13 protein-coding genes are annotated in these 16,500 nt (G+C 61.7%); 3 read left to right on the top strand and 10 right to left on the bottom strand.

The window, feature by feature from the left end; translation table 11 throughout:
* Nucleotides 1–60: 60 nt before the first annotated feature.
* From MNQ99_RS09525 to acsA, 5 genes are read right to left on the bottom strand one after another with little or no spacing between them, the layout of a single operon-like run.
* Nucleotides 61–303 (bottom strand): acyl carrier protein, encoded by a 243-nt coding sequence (locus tag MNQ99_RS09525; RefSeq protein WP_241912774.1) that lies wholly within the window; start codon nt 301–303, stop codon nt 61–63.
* Nucleotides 300–1,673 (bottom strand): dihydrolipoamide acetyltransferase family protein, encoded by a 1,374-nt coding sequence (locus tag MNQ99_RS09530; protein WP_241912775.1) that lies wholly within the window; start codon nt 1,671–1,673, stop codon nt 300–302. The genes MNQ99_RS09525 and MNQ99_RS09530 overlap by 4 nt, the downstream gene beginning before the upstream one ends.
* Nucleotides 1,666–2,646, bottom strand: a complete 981-nt coding sequence (locus MNQ99_RS09535) for an alpha-ketoacid dehydrogenase subunit beta (protein ID WP_241912776.1) — start codon at nt 2,644–2,646, stop codon at nt 1,666–1,668. Before MNQ99_RS09535 ends, MNQ99_RS09530 begins: the two co-directional genes overlap by 8 nt.
* Nucleotides 2,643–3,644 (bottom strand): pyruvate dehydrogenase (acetyl-transferring) E1 component subunit alpha, encoded by a 1,002-nt coding sequence (pdhA, locus tag MNQ99_RS09540; protein ID WP_241912777.1) that lies wholly within the window; start codon nt 3,642–3,644, stop codon nt 2,643–2,645. Before pdhA ends, MNQ99_RS09535 begins: the two co-directional genes overlap by 4 nt.
* Nucleotides 3,641–5,422 (bottom strand): acetate--CoA ligase, encoded by a 1,782-nt coding sequence (gene acsA, locus MNQ99_RS09545; protein WP_241912778.1) that lies wholly within the window; start codon nt 5,420–5,422, stop codon nt 3,641–3,643. The genes pdhA and acsA overlap by 4 nt, the downstream gene beginning before the upstream one ends.
* Nucleotides 5,423–5,734: 312 nt before the next feature.
* Between acsA and MNQ99_RS09550 the strand changes: the two genes are divergently transcribed.
* On the top strand, nt 5,735–8,572 hold the full coding sequence (locus tag MNQ99_RS09550) for a cation-translocating P-type ATPase (protein WP_241912779.1): 2,838 nt from the start codon (nt 5,735–5,737) through the stop codon (nt 8,570–8,572).
* A 120-nt stretch (nt 8,573–8,692) separates the two neighbouring features.
* On the opposite strand, the gene MNQ99_RS09555 is transcribed toward MNQ99_RS09550, so the two are convergent.
* The 5 genes from MNQ99_RS09555 to MNQ99_RS09575 all read right to left on the bottom strand — a co-directional run bounded on the left by MNQ99_RS09555 (nt 8,693) and on the right by MNQ99_RS09575 (nt 13,787).
* Nucleotides 8,693–9,661, bottom strand: coding sequence for an IS481 family transposase (locus MNQ99_RS09555; protein ID WP_241912780.1), 969 nt, complete (start codon nt 9,659–9,661; stop codon nt 8,693–8,695).
* 207 nt (nt 9,662–9,868) lie between these two features.
* Complete coding sequence (locus MNQ99_RS09560) at nt 9,869–10,339, bottom strand: pyridoxamine 5'-phosphate oxidase family protein (RefSeq protein WP_241912781.1); 471 nt, start codon at nt 10,337–10,339, stop codon at nt 9,869–9,871.
* A 123-nt stretch (nt 10,340–10,462) separates the two neighbouring features.
* Complete coding sequence (locus tag MNQ99_RS09565) at nt 10,463–10,918, bottom strand: universal stress protein (RefSeq protein ID WP_241912782.1); 456 nt, start codon at nt 10,916–10,918, stop codon at nt 10,463–10,465.
* A complete protein-coding gene (gene ppsA, locus MNQ99_RS09570; protein WP_241912783.1) occupies nt 10,915–13,305 on the bottom strand; it encodes a phosphoenolpyruvate synthase in 2,391 nt (796 codons plus the stop codon). The genes MNQ99_RS09565 and ppsA overlap by 4 nt, the downstream gene beginning before the upstream one ends.
* A gap of 29 nt (nt 13,306–13,334) precedes the next feature.
* On the bottom strand, nt 13,335–13,787 hold the full coding sequence (locus MNQ99_RS09575) for a universal stress protein (RefSeq protein WP_241912784.1): 453 nt from the start codon (nt 13,785–13,787) through the stop codon (nt 13,335–13,337).
* A gap of 231 nt (nt 13,788–14,018) precedes the next feature.
* On the opposite strand from MNQ99_RS09575, the gene MNQ99_RS09580 reads away from it, so the two are divergent.
* Both MNQ99_RS09580 and MNQ99_RS09585 read left to right on the top strand, forming a co-directional pair.
* Nucleotides 14,019–14,249: a hypothetical protein gene (locus tag MNQ99_RS09580; protein ID WP_241912785.1), complete on the top strand. Its 231-nt coding sequence runs from the start codon at nt 14,019–14,021 to the stop codon at nt 14,247–14,249.
* A 367-nt stretch (nt 14,250–14,616) separates the two neighbouring features.
* Nucleotides 14,617–16,500, top strand: a complete 1,884-nt coding sequence (locus MNQ99_RS09585; protein WP_241912786.1) for a heavy metal translocating P-type ATPase — start codon at nt 14,617–14,619, stop codon at nt 16,498–16,500.

Genomic DNA, 16,500 nt, shown 5'->3' on the forward strand with positions numbered 1-16,500 from the left:
GTCTACGCCGGCTTCAAGCACACGAAACTGGGCCAGCGAGAATTCTGTCTTAGGGGCTGGCTACCCTCGGGCGGCAACATAGTTGATGAGATCCGCAACCGTTGTGACCTGGCCATAGTCGCTTTCCGGGGTGTCGACGCCTGTGGTCTGGGCGAGCGTTTCGATCAGGGCCAAGAAGTCCAGTGAATCCAGTTCGAGGTCCTGGCGCAGCCGTGCCTTGTCGTCGAGGTCCTCGGTGACTATATCCGGTGCCACCTGCGCTATTGCTGCGCTTACGGCGGCGCGGGCATCGTTTTCGATCATAGCTCCTCCGGTTTCTGCAGCAGTTCTCCCATTCGTGTGAGGAAGCGGCCTCCACGCAGCCCGTCGCTGACCCGGTGGTCGGCTGACAGCGTGGCAGTGACTATAGGCCGCACCCCGAGCATGCCATTCTGCGCCCAGGGCTGTTCCACAATGCTGCCCAGACCGATCATGGCCACCTGAGGCGGGTAGATGACGCCGTAGACGCTTTCGACTCCGAGGTCGCCGAGGTTTGTCACGGTGATGGTAGGATCTGCCATCTCAGTCCGCTGCAGATGGCCTGCCCGTGACCGATTGACAAGGTCCCGCAGCTGCACCATCAGCAGGTCAAGGGGCAGTGTGTCGGCATCATGGATGGCCGGGGCAACGATCCCTCCTTGGCGAAGGGCGACTGCAACACCCAGATGGACGGCGGTACTGGGTTGATACTTGCCGTCCGTGTAGAATCCGTTGACTTCGGGCACGTCCCGGGCGGCCAGTGCGGCAGCTTTGAGCAGGAGGGCAGATGGAACCAGCCGTGAGGCTACAGGCTGTTGCGCGTTGACCCGTTGCATCCATGCCAGGGCCTCCTGCAGGTCCAGAGTGTTGCTTAGATAGTAGTGGGGAATGCTCTTCTTAGAGCGCGACATGAGCGCACCGATGCTCCGGCGAAGGCCTGCTATCCGCTGAGGTGCCTCGCGCCGCTCCGGGCGAACGTGCGCATCCTCGGTCCGCGGGGCCGGCGGAGGCTCTGCATGCTGCGCGCCAGCCTCAGGGCCCGGAACTCCCGCGGCATGGCGCACATCCGCCTCTGTCACTGCACCAGAGGGGCCCGTTCCTGGAACGGACGCGAGTTGTAGACCAAGTTCGGCTGCGATGCGCCGGGCCCGGGGTGAGGAGCGGATCCGGCCGGATTCAGTTCGGACAGCCTCCGCTCGATGTGTCTGGTCGGCTGCTGCGCGTTCCACGTCGGCGCGGGTGACCGCGCCGTCCTTCCCAGTTCCGTGAACTTGGGCGGGATCAATGCCGAGGCGGTGGGCGAGACTGCGCACTGGGGGAGCGGTGGAGGCGGCACGTGGCGGCGCCGGTCTTGGAACGTGCGCCGACGGCGCAGTGATTGGTGGGGGTGCCGTTTCTGGGGGCGCGGCGCCGGCGGCCGGGGTCTGCGCAATGCGGGCCAGAGGGGTTCCTACCGGCACGGTTGACCCAACGTCGGTCAGCAGTTCGGCGACGACGCCTTCTTCGAAGGATTCCACGTCCATCATCGTCTTCTCGGTGTCTACCGTGGCCATCAGGTCGCCGCGCTGGACGTAGTCACCCGGCTTGACCAACCATTCAACGATCCGTCCCTGCTCCATGTCTGCGCCAAGCGAGGGCATGCGGAACTCACCCATGTGCACCGACCACATCTTTAGCAGCCACGACGATGTCTTCCAAAGACGGCAGGGCGGCCAGCTCAAGGTCCTTGGCATAGGGGATTGGCACCTCCACGCTGCAGACCCGCGCAACTGGTGCATCCAGGTCGAAGAAAGCAGCCTCCGTAATGCGGGAGCTCACTTCCGCCGAGATGCTGCCGCTGCGCCAGCCTTCATCGACCACCACCGCTCGGTGCGTTCTGCGGATGGTGGCCAGTATCGCGTCATCGTCCAACGGGCGCAGGGTACGCAGGTCCAGAACTTCAGCGTCGATGCCTTCCGTGGCCAGCTGGTCCGCCGATTCGAGGACGGTAGGTAGGGTGCCACCGTAGGTGATAAGCGAGACGTCACTTCCGTGCCTGCGGATGGCGGCCGCGCTTACATCGACCGCTCCAGCGTCATCATCGAGATCGCCCTGGGCGTTGTACAGAGAGCCGTGTTCAAAGATCAGTACAGGGTCAGGATCTTCCAGCGCGGTCCACAGCATCCCTCGCGCATCGGCCAAGGTTGCCGGGGTGAGGATACGCAGGCCCGGGATGTGCGCCAGCCACCCTTCAAGGCTGTGGGAGTGCTGGGCACCGAGCTGGCGTCCGGCACCCGTGGTCATCCGGATCACCAGCGGCACGTTGAATTGTCCGCCGGACATATGCAGGAGTGTGGCGGCGTTGTTCATGATCTGATCCAGGGCCAGCAGGCTGAAGTTAACGGTCATGATCTCCACGATCGGACGCATGCCGCCCAACGCCGCGCCGATTCCCGCACCGACGAACGCCGATTCCGACAGAGGCGTGTCGCGTATCCTTTCCGGTCCGAACTCCTCGAACAATCCAAGGCTGACGGCAAAGCATCCGCCGTAGGCCCCCACGTCCTCGCCCATGAGGAAGACCCTGTCATCGCGGAGCAAGGCCTCGCGTATCGCGGCGCGCATCGCCTCGCGGTAAGTGGTTTTCATGGCTGTTCCCGTTCACTGTAGACAAAGCGCAAGAGGTCGCTGGCCGGCTCCGGGGTGCCGGCTTCGGCGAAGCGGACGGCTTCTTCGACCTCCGCGTCAACTTCATGCTGCAACGCCGCCCAGTCCTTTTCAGGCAACCCATCTCGGGCTTCTAGCGCAGTCCGCAGCAGGAGGATCGGGTCGCGTTCGGACCATCCGGCAACTTCGGCTTTGTCGCGGTAGCGTTCCGGGTCGAACATCGAGTGGGCCCGGAATCGATAAGTGCGCAGCTCCAAAAAGTGCGGCCCGCTGCCGCCTCGGACAGCGTCAACGGCCCGCCGCGCGGCCTCTTCGACGGCAAGTACGTCCATGCCGTCTACGGCCCAGGCCGGGATCTCGTAGGCGGCCGCTTTCAGCGCCAGGTTCGTCTGGGACTGTGAGCGCCCCAAAGCCGTACCCATGGCGTACAGGTTGTTCTCGCAGCAGAACAGTACCGGTAGCTGCCACAGTGCGGCCAAGTTGAGGCTTTCGTGGAATTCCCCCTCTGCGGCGGCCCCTTCGCCGAAAAAGCACACGGTCACACGTGAACGGTCGGCCATGTGGTCTGCCAGGGCCAGCCCGGTGGCTAGCGGCAGCCCGCCGGCCACGATAGCGTTTCCGCCATAGAAGTGCGTGGCCGCATCAAACAGGTGCATGGAGCCGCCCCTTCCGCGGCAACACCCCTGCACCTTGCCATACATTTCGGCCAGGATGGAACCAGCAGACACGCCCCGAAGTAGCGCGTGGCCGTGTTCGCGGTAGGTAGCCACGACGGCGTCGTCCTGTTCAAGCGCGGCCGTGACTCCTGCAGCCACGGCCTCTTCACCAATGTAGACGTGTAGGAAGCCACGGATTTTGGCTGCGCTGTAGAGTTCGACGCACTTTTCCTCGAGCCGCCTGACCCTCAACATCTGATGCAGCAAGAAACGCGCCCGTTGTGTGTCCGAGTCAGTCTTCAGCCTGGCGAGCTGGTCGCTCATCCTTGCACCTCCACCGTCGAAGTGTCTCCTTCGGGCAGGCCCAACTCGCGGGCTTTGAGCAAGCGCCGGAGGATCTTTCCGCTCCGGGTCCTGGGCAGCGCGGCGGTGAAATCAAGCAGGCGCGGCGCGACCGCGGTGCCCAAGCGCTTTCGGGCAAAGCCGATAATGTCCCGTCGCAGAGCCTCGTCCGGATCCCAGCCTGGGCGCAGTTCCACGAAGGCTTTGACCACCTCGCCGGCGACTGGGTCCGGCACACCGATGACGCCCGCTTGCGCCACTGCTTCATGTTCCATCAGCAGGCTCTCCACCTCGAAGGGTCCGATCAGGTGGCCGGAGGACTTGATGACGTCATCCCCGCGGCCAACGAACCAGTAGTACCCGTCGGAGTCGCGTCTGGCCAGATCCCCGGTGAGATACCAGCCCCCGGCAAAGCAGCGGCGGTAACGCTCCTCTTCGCCGAGGTAGCCGCGGAACATGGACGGCCAGCCCGGACGCAACGCGAGCTCGCCCACGGCGTCCGGGTCATTGACCAGCACAGCCGTTCCTTCGTGCATCACCGGTTTGTCGTTCTCGTCGCGGGCAACGAGCGCTGCGTCGACGCCGGGCAGCGGTCGTCCCATCGAGCCAGGACGGATGGGCATCGCAGCGAAGTTTGCGATCATGATCCCGCCGGTTTCGGTCTGCCACCAGTTGTCATGCACCGGCTGGCCGAAGGCCTTCTGGCCCCACATCACAACCTCGGGATTGAGCGGTTCTCCGACGCTGGCGATGAACCGCAGCGCCGGAAAGTCAGGCCGGACGGCTTCCCCGGAGCCGGATTTCATGAGCATTCTCAGCGCTGTGGGCGCGGTGTACCAGATGCTGACCTGCTCTTCAGTCAGGATCCGGTACCACCGGAGGGGATCCATTTCCTCCTGGTCGACGATGGTTGTGATGCCATGTACCAGCGGTGTGATGATGCCGTAGGACGTGCCGGTGACCCATCCCGGGTCTGCGGTACACCAGTAGATGTCTGCCGGGTGCAGGTCCAGGGCATAACGGCCGGTGGCGTAGTGTGCCACGACGGCGTCATGCACGTGGACCGCACCCTTGGGTTTACCCGTAGTCCCGCTGGTGAAATGGAGCAACGCCATGTCTTCGGGCGCTGTCGCCGCTGTTTCTCCGTAGGGCGTTGCCTCGAGCATCAGCCGTGCCAGGTCCAGTGTGCCGGGCTCCGGATCCCCGTCGGAATCGATCAGTAGAACATGCCGCAGGTCAGGCAGCGATGCACGGAGCTGACTCACCTTTTTGCGGTACAGCGCCCGGGTCGTGACCAAGGCCCGGCCACTGCCCAGCTGCAGCCGCATCCGGATCGGTTCCGGGCCGAACGCGGAAAAGAGGGGGCAGAAGACGCTGGCATTCTTCAAGGTGCCCAGCACAGCAATGTACAGCTCGGGAATACGGCCCAACACTGAAAAGACACGGTCCCCGCGACCAATGCCCAGTCCTCGCAGAACACTAGCGAACCGGCTCGTCTGCTCGGCCAATGCCGCGTAAGTCATCGAAGTGCTGCTGCCATTGGCCTGAATAAAGCGCAAGGCCTCGGCGCTGGCGCGTGCTCCGGCAGCATGACGGTCGACAGCCTCATAGGAGATGTTTATACCCCGGCCGCCCGGCAGGCCGGATAATGCGGTCCGCGCCTCGGCCCAGGTGAAACCGGCACGCACGGCCGCGTAGTCGAGAAGATTCGGCTGCACGGGAAAGGCGTCAACATTCTTACTTATGGTTGGCCAACTCATGAAGCGCTCGATTCCCGCTGCCGCGACGTCACACGGCTCCGCAGTTTAGTGTGCTCGCCGCAAACGGCGCAGTCAAGGGGACCAGTCGATTGCCCATGCTACGGAGCATGTGGCAACAACTATGCACCCTGGGCAAACGAACGGATTGATCCGGGGCAGCTCTCCGCGCGGGTATCGGATACCTCTTACCGCTCTGAGGTCCGGGCGGCAACGTCAGTTGAGGACGAAAAACATGGACGCTGCCCCGGTGGAACCGGTACCTTTACCGTCGAGGCGTCCGTGTTGCCGCTTTTATCGTCGAGGAGTTCTTCGGTGTCCTCTCCAGAAGATCGCAGATCTACTGCGCCCGCTGGCTGGCACTTGCGCGGGGCGGCCGATGCCCTGGCGTCCTTCGGCGTAAATCCGGCAACCGGTCTGGCTCCGGATGAAGCAGCATGCAGACTGAAAACTGACGGTGCCAACGAACTGCGCTCCGCCCCTCCGACCCCGGTATGGCGGAAGGTCCTGGCCCAGTTTCAGGACCCGCTGGTCTATCTGCTGCTTGCTGCCATCGTGATTGCAGCAGGGGCATGGATAGCAGAAGGTGCTGCCGGTGCGCCGGTGGATGCGATTGTCGTCGCGGCAGTCGTGTTGCTCAATGCCGCTCTGGGCCTGGCGCAGGAACACAAAGCGGCAAACGCCGCAGCGGCCCTGCGATCGATGACATCGGCTTCGTCGACGGTCCTGCGCAATCTTGAACGCAAGGTTATTCCTTCCGCCGATCTGGTCCGCGGCGACATCCTGGTACTCAGCGAGGGCGACTCCGTGGGCGCTGACGCCAGATTAGTCGCAGTGAATCAGCTACGCATTTCCGAAGCCCCGCTGACAGGTGAGAGCGAGCCCGTCACAAAGGATCCCCGGACACTGGGAGGAGTCGTCCCGCTTGGTGACCGCCGGAACATGGTGTACAGGGGGACGGCAGTTGTCCAAGGGACGGGTCGTGCCGTCGTGACCGGAACGGCAATGGATACCGAAGTCGGTGCCATTGCAGGCCTCCTGGAACGGACGAAAGCAGAGCCCACGCCCCTGCAAAAGGAGATCTCGGGCGTCAGCCGGGTGTTGGGCGCGACGGTGATCGGAATCGCCGTCGTCGTGATGGCGACCATCGTGCTCGTCAACGGAGTATCGTCCATTGACGATCTGAGGACCGTGCTGCTGCTGGGGATTTCACTTGCGGTGGCCGCCGTGCCCGAAGGACTGCCGGCAATTCTATCGGTCGTGCTGGCGGTTGGAGTCCAGCACATGGCCAGACGCAACGCTATCGTGAAGCAGCTCCACGCAGTGGAAACCTTGGGCTCTGCCTCGGTCATCGCCGCAGACAAAACCGGAACGTTGACCAGGAACGAGATGACCATAAGACGGATCATCACAGCCTCAGGACAGGTCGAACTAACAGGCACCGGATACCGGCCCGAGGGAGATGTTCTCGTTAACGGTCGGGAAGCAGACCACCCTGCCGCGCTGTACGAGGCGAGTCTGGTCCTGACCGGCGGTGCGGTTGCTAACGACGCCCAATTGAAGGAGCGAGATGGTGAGTGGGAGATCCAGGGAGACCCGACTGACGCTGCGTTCTTGGTGGGAGCCCGAAAAATGGGCGCAGCAGCGGAGCGCGTGCGTGGGTACGAGCGGCTGGGAGAACTTCCTTTCACGTCCGAGCGGAAGCTGATGTCGGCACTTGCACGTAATAAGCATGTCGGTAATCTGTCGCTGGTCACGAAAGGTGCGCCGGATGTGCTTCTGCAGCGCTGCACCGGGCTGCAGATCGGTGATGAGGTTGTACCTTTCGACCGGGTGCGCAAGGACAAAGTGCTGGCCGACGTAGAGGTACTCGCGGCCGAGGGTTTTCGAACCCTGGGTGTGGCTTCCCGCCTATTCACCGAGGGGGACCTTCAAGAACCAGATGTGCTAAAAGAGGCCGACGAGGTCTCGCTCGTGTTTCTCGGAGTCGCCGGCATTATGGACCCGCCCCGCGAGGAAGCCGCAGCAGCAGTGGCCGAGGCGCGGAGGGCAGGGATTCGGGTGGTGATGATTACCGGTGACCACCCAGGAACTGCCCTGCGCGTGGCCAATGACTTGGGGATAGCCCAACAGGGGGATAAGGCTGCGACCGGCGCAGAGTTGGATGAGCTGGGTGAGGAGGGCCTGCGTCTAATCACCGGTTCCGTTTCCGTCTATGCCCGCGTGGCTCCGCACAACAAGCTTCAGATCGTCGACGCGTTGCAGGCTCAAGGCCATGTGGTTGCCATGACGGGTGACGGCGTCAATGACGCGCCGGCACTCAAGTCGGCAGACATTGGCATTGCCATGGGTATTACGGGTACGGAGGTAACGAAGGAGGCAGCCAAGATGATCCTGACTGACGATAATTTCGTCACCATAGTCTCCGCAGTCCGTCAGGGGCGGGTCATCTTCGCGAATATCGAAAAGTTCCTGCGCTATCTGCTGTCCTCCAACATGGGCGAAGTCTTGACGGTCTTCCTCGGAGTCGTCTTCGCCGGTGCCATCGGTCTGGGCGGTGCCACCGATGAGAACATTGCCGTTCCGTTGCTGGCTACCCAGATCCTATGGATTAACCTCGTCACTGATGCAGGACCGGCACTGGCCATGGGCGTCGACCCGGAGTTAGGTGACGTCATGGCACGCCAACCCCGCAGAATCACAGACAGCATTATCGGGTTGAGAATGTGGTCCAGCATCTTCTCAATCGGGCTGGTCATGGCAGCGGTGTCGCTGCTGAGTATTGACGTCTTTCTGCCAGGTGGGCTTGTAGAAGGAAACGATTCTCTGGAAGTGGCCCGTACCGCTGGGTTTACCACCCTCGTTTTCGCGCAGTTGTTTAATGCCTTCAACTCCAGGTCGGAAACCTTCAGCGCCTTTCACCGTCCCTTCGCGAATAAGTGGCTTTGGGCAGCGGTTGTAGTCGCGGTGGCACTTCAGCTGGCCGTCGTGGAAGTGCCGGTGCTGCAGCAGGCCTTCGGGACGGCGTCAATGGACGTCCTACACTGGGGCGTCTGCGTCGCTTTGGCCTCCGCAGTTCTATGGACCGACGAGGTCCGCAAGGTCGGCTGCCGAGTCATACGACGTCGGCCGGCTGTGTTGCACGCCGGATAGACGAGGATCACGCGCCCTGGTCCGTGCACTTGCCGACTATAAAGAGACGTTGGGGCAGCCGTCACGAGGATGATTGGCTCGTTCCTTTTCGTGGCCGCCTTCATCGTCCAAGAATGCGGCCTAGCTGTAGTCTCCAGCGAGGTTGGGTACGCGGCTGGCTGGTGGCTGACCTTTGAGTGAGGTGTGGCCTCTGTGGTGATTGTAATCGTGTAGCCAGGCTCCGAAGGCCGCGGTGCGTTCGGTTTCTGATGCGTATGGCTTGGCGTAGGCCCATTCCTCCAGCATCGTGCGGTTGAAGCGTTCGACCTTGCCGTTGGTCTGCGGCCGGTATGGTCTGGTGCGTTTGTGCCTGATCCCCGCGCCGAGTGCCTTGGCGAAGAGCTTCGAACGGTAGCAGGATCCGTTATCGGTGAGCACCCGTTTGACCGTGACGCCGCAGGACTCAAAGAAGGCGTTGGCCCGTTCCCAGAAGCCTGCTGCGGTTTCCTGCTTCTCGTCGGTGAGGATCTCGGTGTACGCCAGCCGGGAATGGTCATCGACGGCGTTATGCAGGTAGGCATAGCCGGGCCGGCGGTTGGCGTCCGTTCCGGTCTTGTTCTTCCTCCCTGCCCCGCGGCCAAGGACTTTGTGTCCTCCGCCGTCAGGGATCCGGCCGAGCTTCTTGATGTCCACGTGCACCAGGTCCCCGGGATACTCGTGTTCGTAGCGGCGGATGGCTCGTCCGGTGGCCCGGTCCTGCCAGGTAAGTTTCGCCAACCGGTATCGCGAGAGTACCCGGTGGACGGTGGACGGGTGCATGCCGAGCTTGTAGGCGATCCGGTCCGGTCCCCACCGCCGGTTAACCCGCAAAGCGATGATCCGGCGTTCACGCCGCCTCGGCGTCTGCCCCGGGCTGGTATGGGGCCGGCTGGAGCGGTCTTCCATCCCGGCTTCGCCGTCTTCGCGGAAGCGGACTGCCCACCGCCTGGCTGTGCTGACCGAGACCTGGAATCGCTCAGCAGCCCGGCGGTAGGTCCAACCGTCCTTGACGATGCACTTGGCCAGCTCGAGACGGCCCTTGGGCGCGAGGAAGGCGTTAGGGTGGGACATGAAGACCTCCGGTGAGAAGTGAACTCTAGACAAGCTCCACCTCACCCGGAGGTCTTCTTCATGTCACTCAGCCACGCCGGACGTACCTAACGTCCATGGAGACTACACCTAGCTACTTCCGGACCAGTATGATCGTCGTGACCTATCCTTGGGTCCTAACGCTGGGGCACACATCCTCAACTTCATCTTGACAGGCACAGGACTTCCTTATTCGAATCCGGCTCTGGTGGCGGCGTCCAGAGTGATGTCCCACGTCTGCGGGAGTGCAATGGTGAACCGGCGACCGGTGATTGCATCAGGAGTGATGCGGACGAAGTGGTCCTTCTTTCCAGGGTTCCATGGGAAAAGGAGCTGGGCGATAGTGGCGAGGAATTCGTCAGTCTGGTCCACCTCCGTCGCATGCCCCTTGACGACGACGCTCCAAGCGGCATTAGTACGTGAATTGATCCCGTCCGCCTCCAATGCCACAGGAGATCCATCCAGTACCGCTGAAAGTTTGGTGCCCGGACCGGTCCTGAAGACAATGGTTTCCTGGTCCGTTCGGAAGTTGAGCGGAAAAAGCTCCGGTCGTTCATCGACGCAGACAGCGAGTCGCCCCAACGAGACCCCCATCAGCACCCTCCAGCAGTCATCGGCGTTCAGGGCCTCGGTCGTAGGCGTTGAAGGCTTGTTTTCCATGGCGGCGAGCCTACTCCGAACATAGGTAGGGAACCAGTGCCAGATCCTGCACTGCTGCTCACAGACCGGTAGACGCCGTATGCGCAGCGAAGGCCGGCCATCGACGGTGACCTCAGCTCAGAGTCAATAGGTGTTGGAGGGATGCCCGTGATGCTCCATATGAGTGACCAGGACCGAGCTGTGGGCATGGGCAGCGACTGCGGAACTGACCGAGCCGAGCAGCAGACCGGTAAATCCTCCTCTGCCACGGCAGCCGACCACGATCAGTCCGGCGTTCTTTCCCGCCTCTAAGATGACATGAGCGGGATGGCCTGGAGACAGAGTTTTTTCCAAGTTGGCCGGCGTTCCGTCGGGAAAGGCTTTGGCCAACGCCTCGTTGAGGGCATCCTTGGCGTCTTCATCCGGGTTCCATATGCCGACCGTATGGCCAGCATACGTCGGAGGATACTGCCAGGCTGTGACTGTCTCGATCGGGGCTTCGAGGAGTTCTGAGAATCTCCGGGCTTCTCTAAGCGCGTGGATCGAGTGGTCGGACCCGTCCACTCCTACGACGATTTTTCTCCGTGCCTGGCTGTTCATGATTGGTCCCTCCTGTCTTCAGCGGCTGCAATGACTGGAATTGTTTTCAGTACTGTATCGGGGTTCAGGGAAATCGAGTCGATTCCCTGATCGACGAGGAACGCGGCGAAGTCTGCGTGGTTGCTGGGGCCTTGCCCACAGATGCCGATCTTGATTCCGGCGTGATGGGCTTGGGAAATAACGTCTTGGATCATGTGCTTGACGGCGTCGTCCCGTTCGTCGAACAGCGGAGCCAGCAGTTCGGAGTCACGGTCTACACCGAGAACGAGTTGGGTTAGGTCGTTGGAGCCGATGGAGAATCCATCGAATCGTGTGGCGAACTCCGAGGCCAGGATGACGTTGGATGGGATCTCACACATCATGTAGACCTGCAGCCCGGCTTCGCTCCGTGCCAGACCGTTCTCTGCCATAACTTCCAGAACCCGATCGGCTTCGGCTACCGTCCGACAAAACGGGACCATGATGATGATGTTGCGGAAGCCGAGGTATTCCCGTACCCGTTTCAGCGCCTGGCACTCAAGGTCGAATCCTTGACGGTAGCGTTCGTTGTAGTAACGGGACGCTCCCCGGAACCCGAGCATAGGGTTCTCCTCTGACTGCTCGAAGGCCCTGCCTCCAAGTAGACGGGCATATTCATTGCTTTTGAAGTCGCTCAGCCGCACGATCACGGGGTTCGGGTAAAAGGGTGCGCTGATCTTTGCCAGCCCTGATGCGAGCGTGTGGACGAAGTAGTCACGGGGTTCCTTGTAGGCCCGGGTGAGGGATCTGATCTGCTCCACTTCGAGTGCATCAGTGACACGTTCCGGCTCAGCCAGGGCCATGGGGTGGATGCGGATGAGGTCATTGATGATGAATTCCATCCGGGCCAGTCCGACCCCGTCAACGGGCAGTCTCCACCACTTGAAGGCAGAGGACGGACTGGCGACGTTGACCATGAGACTGGTCTTCGTTTCCGGCAGGGCCTGTAGATCGATCTGTTCGGTTTCGAACTCCAGTGCTCCTTCGTAGACGTGGCCTTCATCGCCCTCTGCGCAGGATATGGTGAGCATCATCCCGTCTGAAATGGCATCCGTGGCGTTTCCGGTGCCGACGACCGCCGGCACTCCCAGTTCCCTGCTGATGATGGCCGCGTGGCTGGTGGGTCCGCCGTGCTCCGTGACAATTCCGGCGGCGCGGCGCATGATGGGGACCCAATCGGGGTCGGTCATTTCCGTAACCAGTATGGAGCCGTCACGGAAACGGTCGATCTCGGCGGTGTCGTGGATAACACACGCACGTCCAGTTGCGATTGAGTCACCAATGGAGGCTCCCGTTGCAAGGAGCGGGCCCCGGTCGATGAGGCGGCGGGTGGTGAAGACGGTGTTGCTGCGCGTGGCCTGGACGGTTTCCGGGCGGGCTTGGACAATGAACAGTTCGCCTGTGAGGCCGTCCTTGGCCCATTCCATGTCCATGGGGCAGCCATAGTGCTCTTCGATGATTCCGGCCCATCGTGCCAATTGCAGTATCTCGTCGTCGGCAAGAACCAGGGAGGTCTGCTCCCTCTCAGTGGTTTCAATCATGCGGGTGCGAGCCGTGCCGCCCCGGCCATAGATCAGTTTTCGTTCTTTAGCGCCGCGTGTTTTTTCGATGATGGGGAAGCAGCCTGGCGTCGTCAGCAGGGGTTTGAAGACCACGTACTTATCCGGGTTGACCGTGCCCTGGACCACCGTTTCGCCCAGTCCCCATGTTGCGCTGATCACCGCCGCGTCAGGAAAGCCGGTCTCGGTGTCCAGCGAAAACATGACACCTGAGGCTCCGGCGTCGGCCCTGACCATGCGTTGGATGCCGATGGAGAGAGCAACGTCCAGGTCGTCGAATCCTTTGACTGAGCGATAGCTTATGGCGCGGTCCGTGAACAACGACGCGAAGCACCGTCGACAGGCGTCCAGCAGGGCTTCGGCCCCGATGACGTTAAGGAATGTTTCCTGTTGCCCGGCGAAGCTGGCGTCGGGCAGGTCTTCAGCTGTTGCGCTGCTGCGCACGGCCACGGGAAGATCAATGATCCCGGCGCGTGTCCCGAGCTCATGATAAAAGTCCAGGATGGTTTTGGTCATCTCTTCCGGGAACTTGCCCGCTAGGAAGAGCCGGCGAATGGTTCGCCCAGCTGCGCTCAACGGTATCTCGCCTCCCTTGTAGAGGTCGAGTTGCTCTCGGATGGGAACTTCAAGGTCGTTTGCCGAGAGGAACTCTCGATATGCCACCGCTGTCGTGGCGAATCCGTCGGGGACTAGAACGCCTCCATCGGTCAAGGCACGGAGCATTTCGCCAAGCGACGCGTTCTTCCCCCCAACGACTCCAATGTCTTGGAGCCCGGTCTCCTCGAACCACACCGCATAGCGCTGTTCCATGATGTCTCCCCGTCCTGGCTCAGGCGGCGTCAGTCACTTTCGCGTGAGTCCGGCGCTGGCACTACCAACACCGGACACTCTGCGTGCGCCACACATGAGGAACTGACCGATCCTATATGGAGTCCGCTGAACCCGCCGCTGCCGCGTCTGCCGAGGATGAGCATGTCCGCACCCCCGCTGGCCTCGATTAGCGAGACTTTCGCGTTGCCCTCAACAAGCCGTGTCCTGACATCCCGCGGCAGCTCCGGGCCGAAGACACGTGAGACCGATTGATCAAGTACTTTGGCGGCGGTTTCCTTATAGATTTCAAAGCCGTCCATAATGTACTTGCCGAACACTTGTGGATACGTCCAGCATGTGATGACCTCAATCTGCGCGTTCACCGGCTCCGCGAGGCTTCGGCCCAGTCGGAGCGCTTCTAAGGAAGCATCAGACCCGTCAACTCCGATGATGATCTTTCTCAGCCTGGAATTCTGCCTCACTCGAGCCTCCACAATGGCTGGCCGGTATCGGCACTCAATCTACTCGCGGCATCGCAGGAACACTAGGCCTAAAGACACAGCGTCAATGGAAAGCTAAAGGACACTTTGGCCTTTGCGGCGCTTGAGAGCACGAAGACCGCCCCGGTACAAAAACCTTGCCCCTTCCGAAGGACGAGTGGCACGGATTGCTCCCGCCCGCCCGGACAAACGCGAGGGATCTACCATGGTTCCATGCACATCATCGTGACTGTGCGGCACGAGCGCATCAGCGATACGGGCAGAATCGCCGAACAATTGGCGGCTCAAGGCATGAAGATCGAGGGGGTGCTTTCCACCGTCGGCGTCATAACTGGCTCCGTGAAAGCCGAGGAGTTGATGGCTGTGCGGAAGATCGATGGTGTCGAGAGTATCGATGAAGATCGAAGCATGGGGCTTCCGCCACCAAATTCGGACGTTCAGTAGCCGAAGAGCACGGTCCGTACTGCCGGGTCCGAGCGCGTCCTTTCGACAGGCGTGGTGCGTTACATCACCAATCGGCGGACCATCGAGTTATCTCGAAGTCTTTCCGATCAACGGGGGTGCGCGTCCCAACGGAAAGCTGGTTCAACCGCAAGAGGCAGGTGCTGGACCTTTGCCTCAGCCGCCAGAATTCGGGTATCGATGAGACTCCCATATGTGGGCTGCCGAGTGGATACTTGGTGGAAGCGGTTGTTTCTGAAGTTGGGGGCTGCGCTGCCAATCGCTGGAGTGGCCCGGTGGAGTAGAAGTGCTGGCAGGGAGTCAGTGTTGCTCCCGTTGCACCTGAAGCCGCCGATCTTCGGAGGGATTCATGGCGATTGCTCATCGGTACCCACTGGTGGTTGCGACGGTGGCGTGCTTGCTAGCAGTGGGAGTCCTGCTTGCAACCGGAGCGCAGTCCGCGGCGCAATGGGCGGCGAGTCTCTTCGCTCTGTTCGTCGCGGCCCGATTGGCCGTTGGAATGGTTCGGGCGGTGGCCGGAGGGCGGTGGGGAATAGACCTGCTGGCGATAACAGCGGTGGTCAGCACCGTGGCCGTCGGGGAATATATTGCTTCGCTGATCATCGTGTTGATGCTCTCCGGAGGCAAGGCGCTGGAGGACTACGCGCAGGGCCGCGCGCAGCGGGAATTGACCGCGCTCCTGGACTTGGCACCGCAGACCGCGCATCGCGAAGTTCCCGGGGGAACAATCGAGAACGTGGCGGTCGATGAGGTCCAGCCGGGGGACGTGCTGGTCGTTCGTCCCTCTGAGGTTGTTCCGGTTGATGGACTTCTTGCATCGGAGTTTGCCTCACTCGATGAATCGACGCTGACCGGGGAAAGCCTTCCTGTTGAAAGGACGGCCGGTGACCCCGTACTGAGCGGCTCGATCAATGGGGAGACAGCGGTTCGCATGAAAGCAACCGCGGCAGCCGGTGATTCCCAGTACAGCAGGATTGTCGCGCTTGTGCGCGAAGCGTCTGCTAGCAGAGCTCCAGTCGTCCGTCTTGCTGACCGATATGCCGTACCGTTCACCGTGTTTGCGCTGCTGCTTGCCGGAGCAGCGTGGTGGGTCAGCGGTGAACCCAGGCGGTTCGCCGAAGTGCTTGTCGTGGCCACTCCATGCCCGCTCCTGATTGCCGCGCCGGTAGCCTTCGTCGGCGGAATGAGCCGGGCAGCCAAGGCAGGGATCATCATTAAGAACGGCGGAACTCTGGAGAGGCTCAGCCGCGTGAAAACAGTGGCTTTCGACAAGACCGGAACCCTTACCGGGGGCCGGCCAATGCTTGCCGAAATCAGACTCGCCGGCAACCCGCCGCGCTTCCACGAAAATGAGCTTCTGTCGCTGGCTGCATCTGCCGAACAGTACTCATCCCATGTCCTTGCCTCGTCGGTGATGATGGAAGCCGAACGGAGAGGAATCCTCCTGCAACCAGCTGCCCAGGCATCTGAAACGGCCACTCAAGGGGTTCAAGCTGCCTTCTCCGGTCACACGGTGAGCGTTGGAAAATATGCCTTTGTGGGCCAACAAGCAACGTCCATGGAGAAGGCGGCGCTATCCAGTGGACAACTGGCCGTGTACGTGGCTGTCGACGGCGTCTACGCCGGTGCACTCGTGATGAGGGACGAGGTCCGCCCAGAAGCGGTGTCCACGCTGGAGAGGCTGCGGCAAATGGGGGCACTCGACACCTTGATGCTCACCGGCGACGCCCGGGAAACCGCCGAACATGTCGCAGCAGAAGTCGGTATTGACCAGTTGCGGGCTGAGTGCACTCCGACTGACAAAGTTGAGATGGTCAGGATGATTCCAGGACGACCGGTCATGATGGTCGGCGACGGGGTGAACGATGCTCCGGTGCTGGCGGCGGCTGATATTGGCGTCGCGATGGGCGCCAGAGGGAGTACGGCAGCCAGCGAGACTGCGGACGTGGTGATCATGCTGGATGATCTGTCCAAAGTCGCTGACTCGGTGGAAATCGGCCGGCGGAGCGTGCATGTGGCGCTGCAAAGCATATGGGTGGGAATGATCCTCAGCATTGGCCTGATGGTCGCCGCTTTTCTCGGATACATCCCGGCCATAGCTGGTGCGCTGCTCCAGGAATTTGTCGACCTCGTGACAATTATAAACGCCCTCAGATCGCTCTCCGCGCCGCACCGGACCGCAAGGGGCAGGGGCTTCCAACCGGAAGCAGTTCCGTCTAAGGCAATGCCGTGA

The sequence above is a fragment of the Arthrobacter sulfonylureivorans genome, assembly GCF_022637435.1.
GTDB lineage: Bacteria > Actinomycetota > Actinomycetes > Actinomycetales > Micrococcaceae > Crystallibacter > Crystallibacter sulfonylureivorans.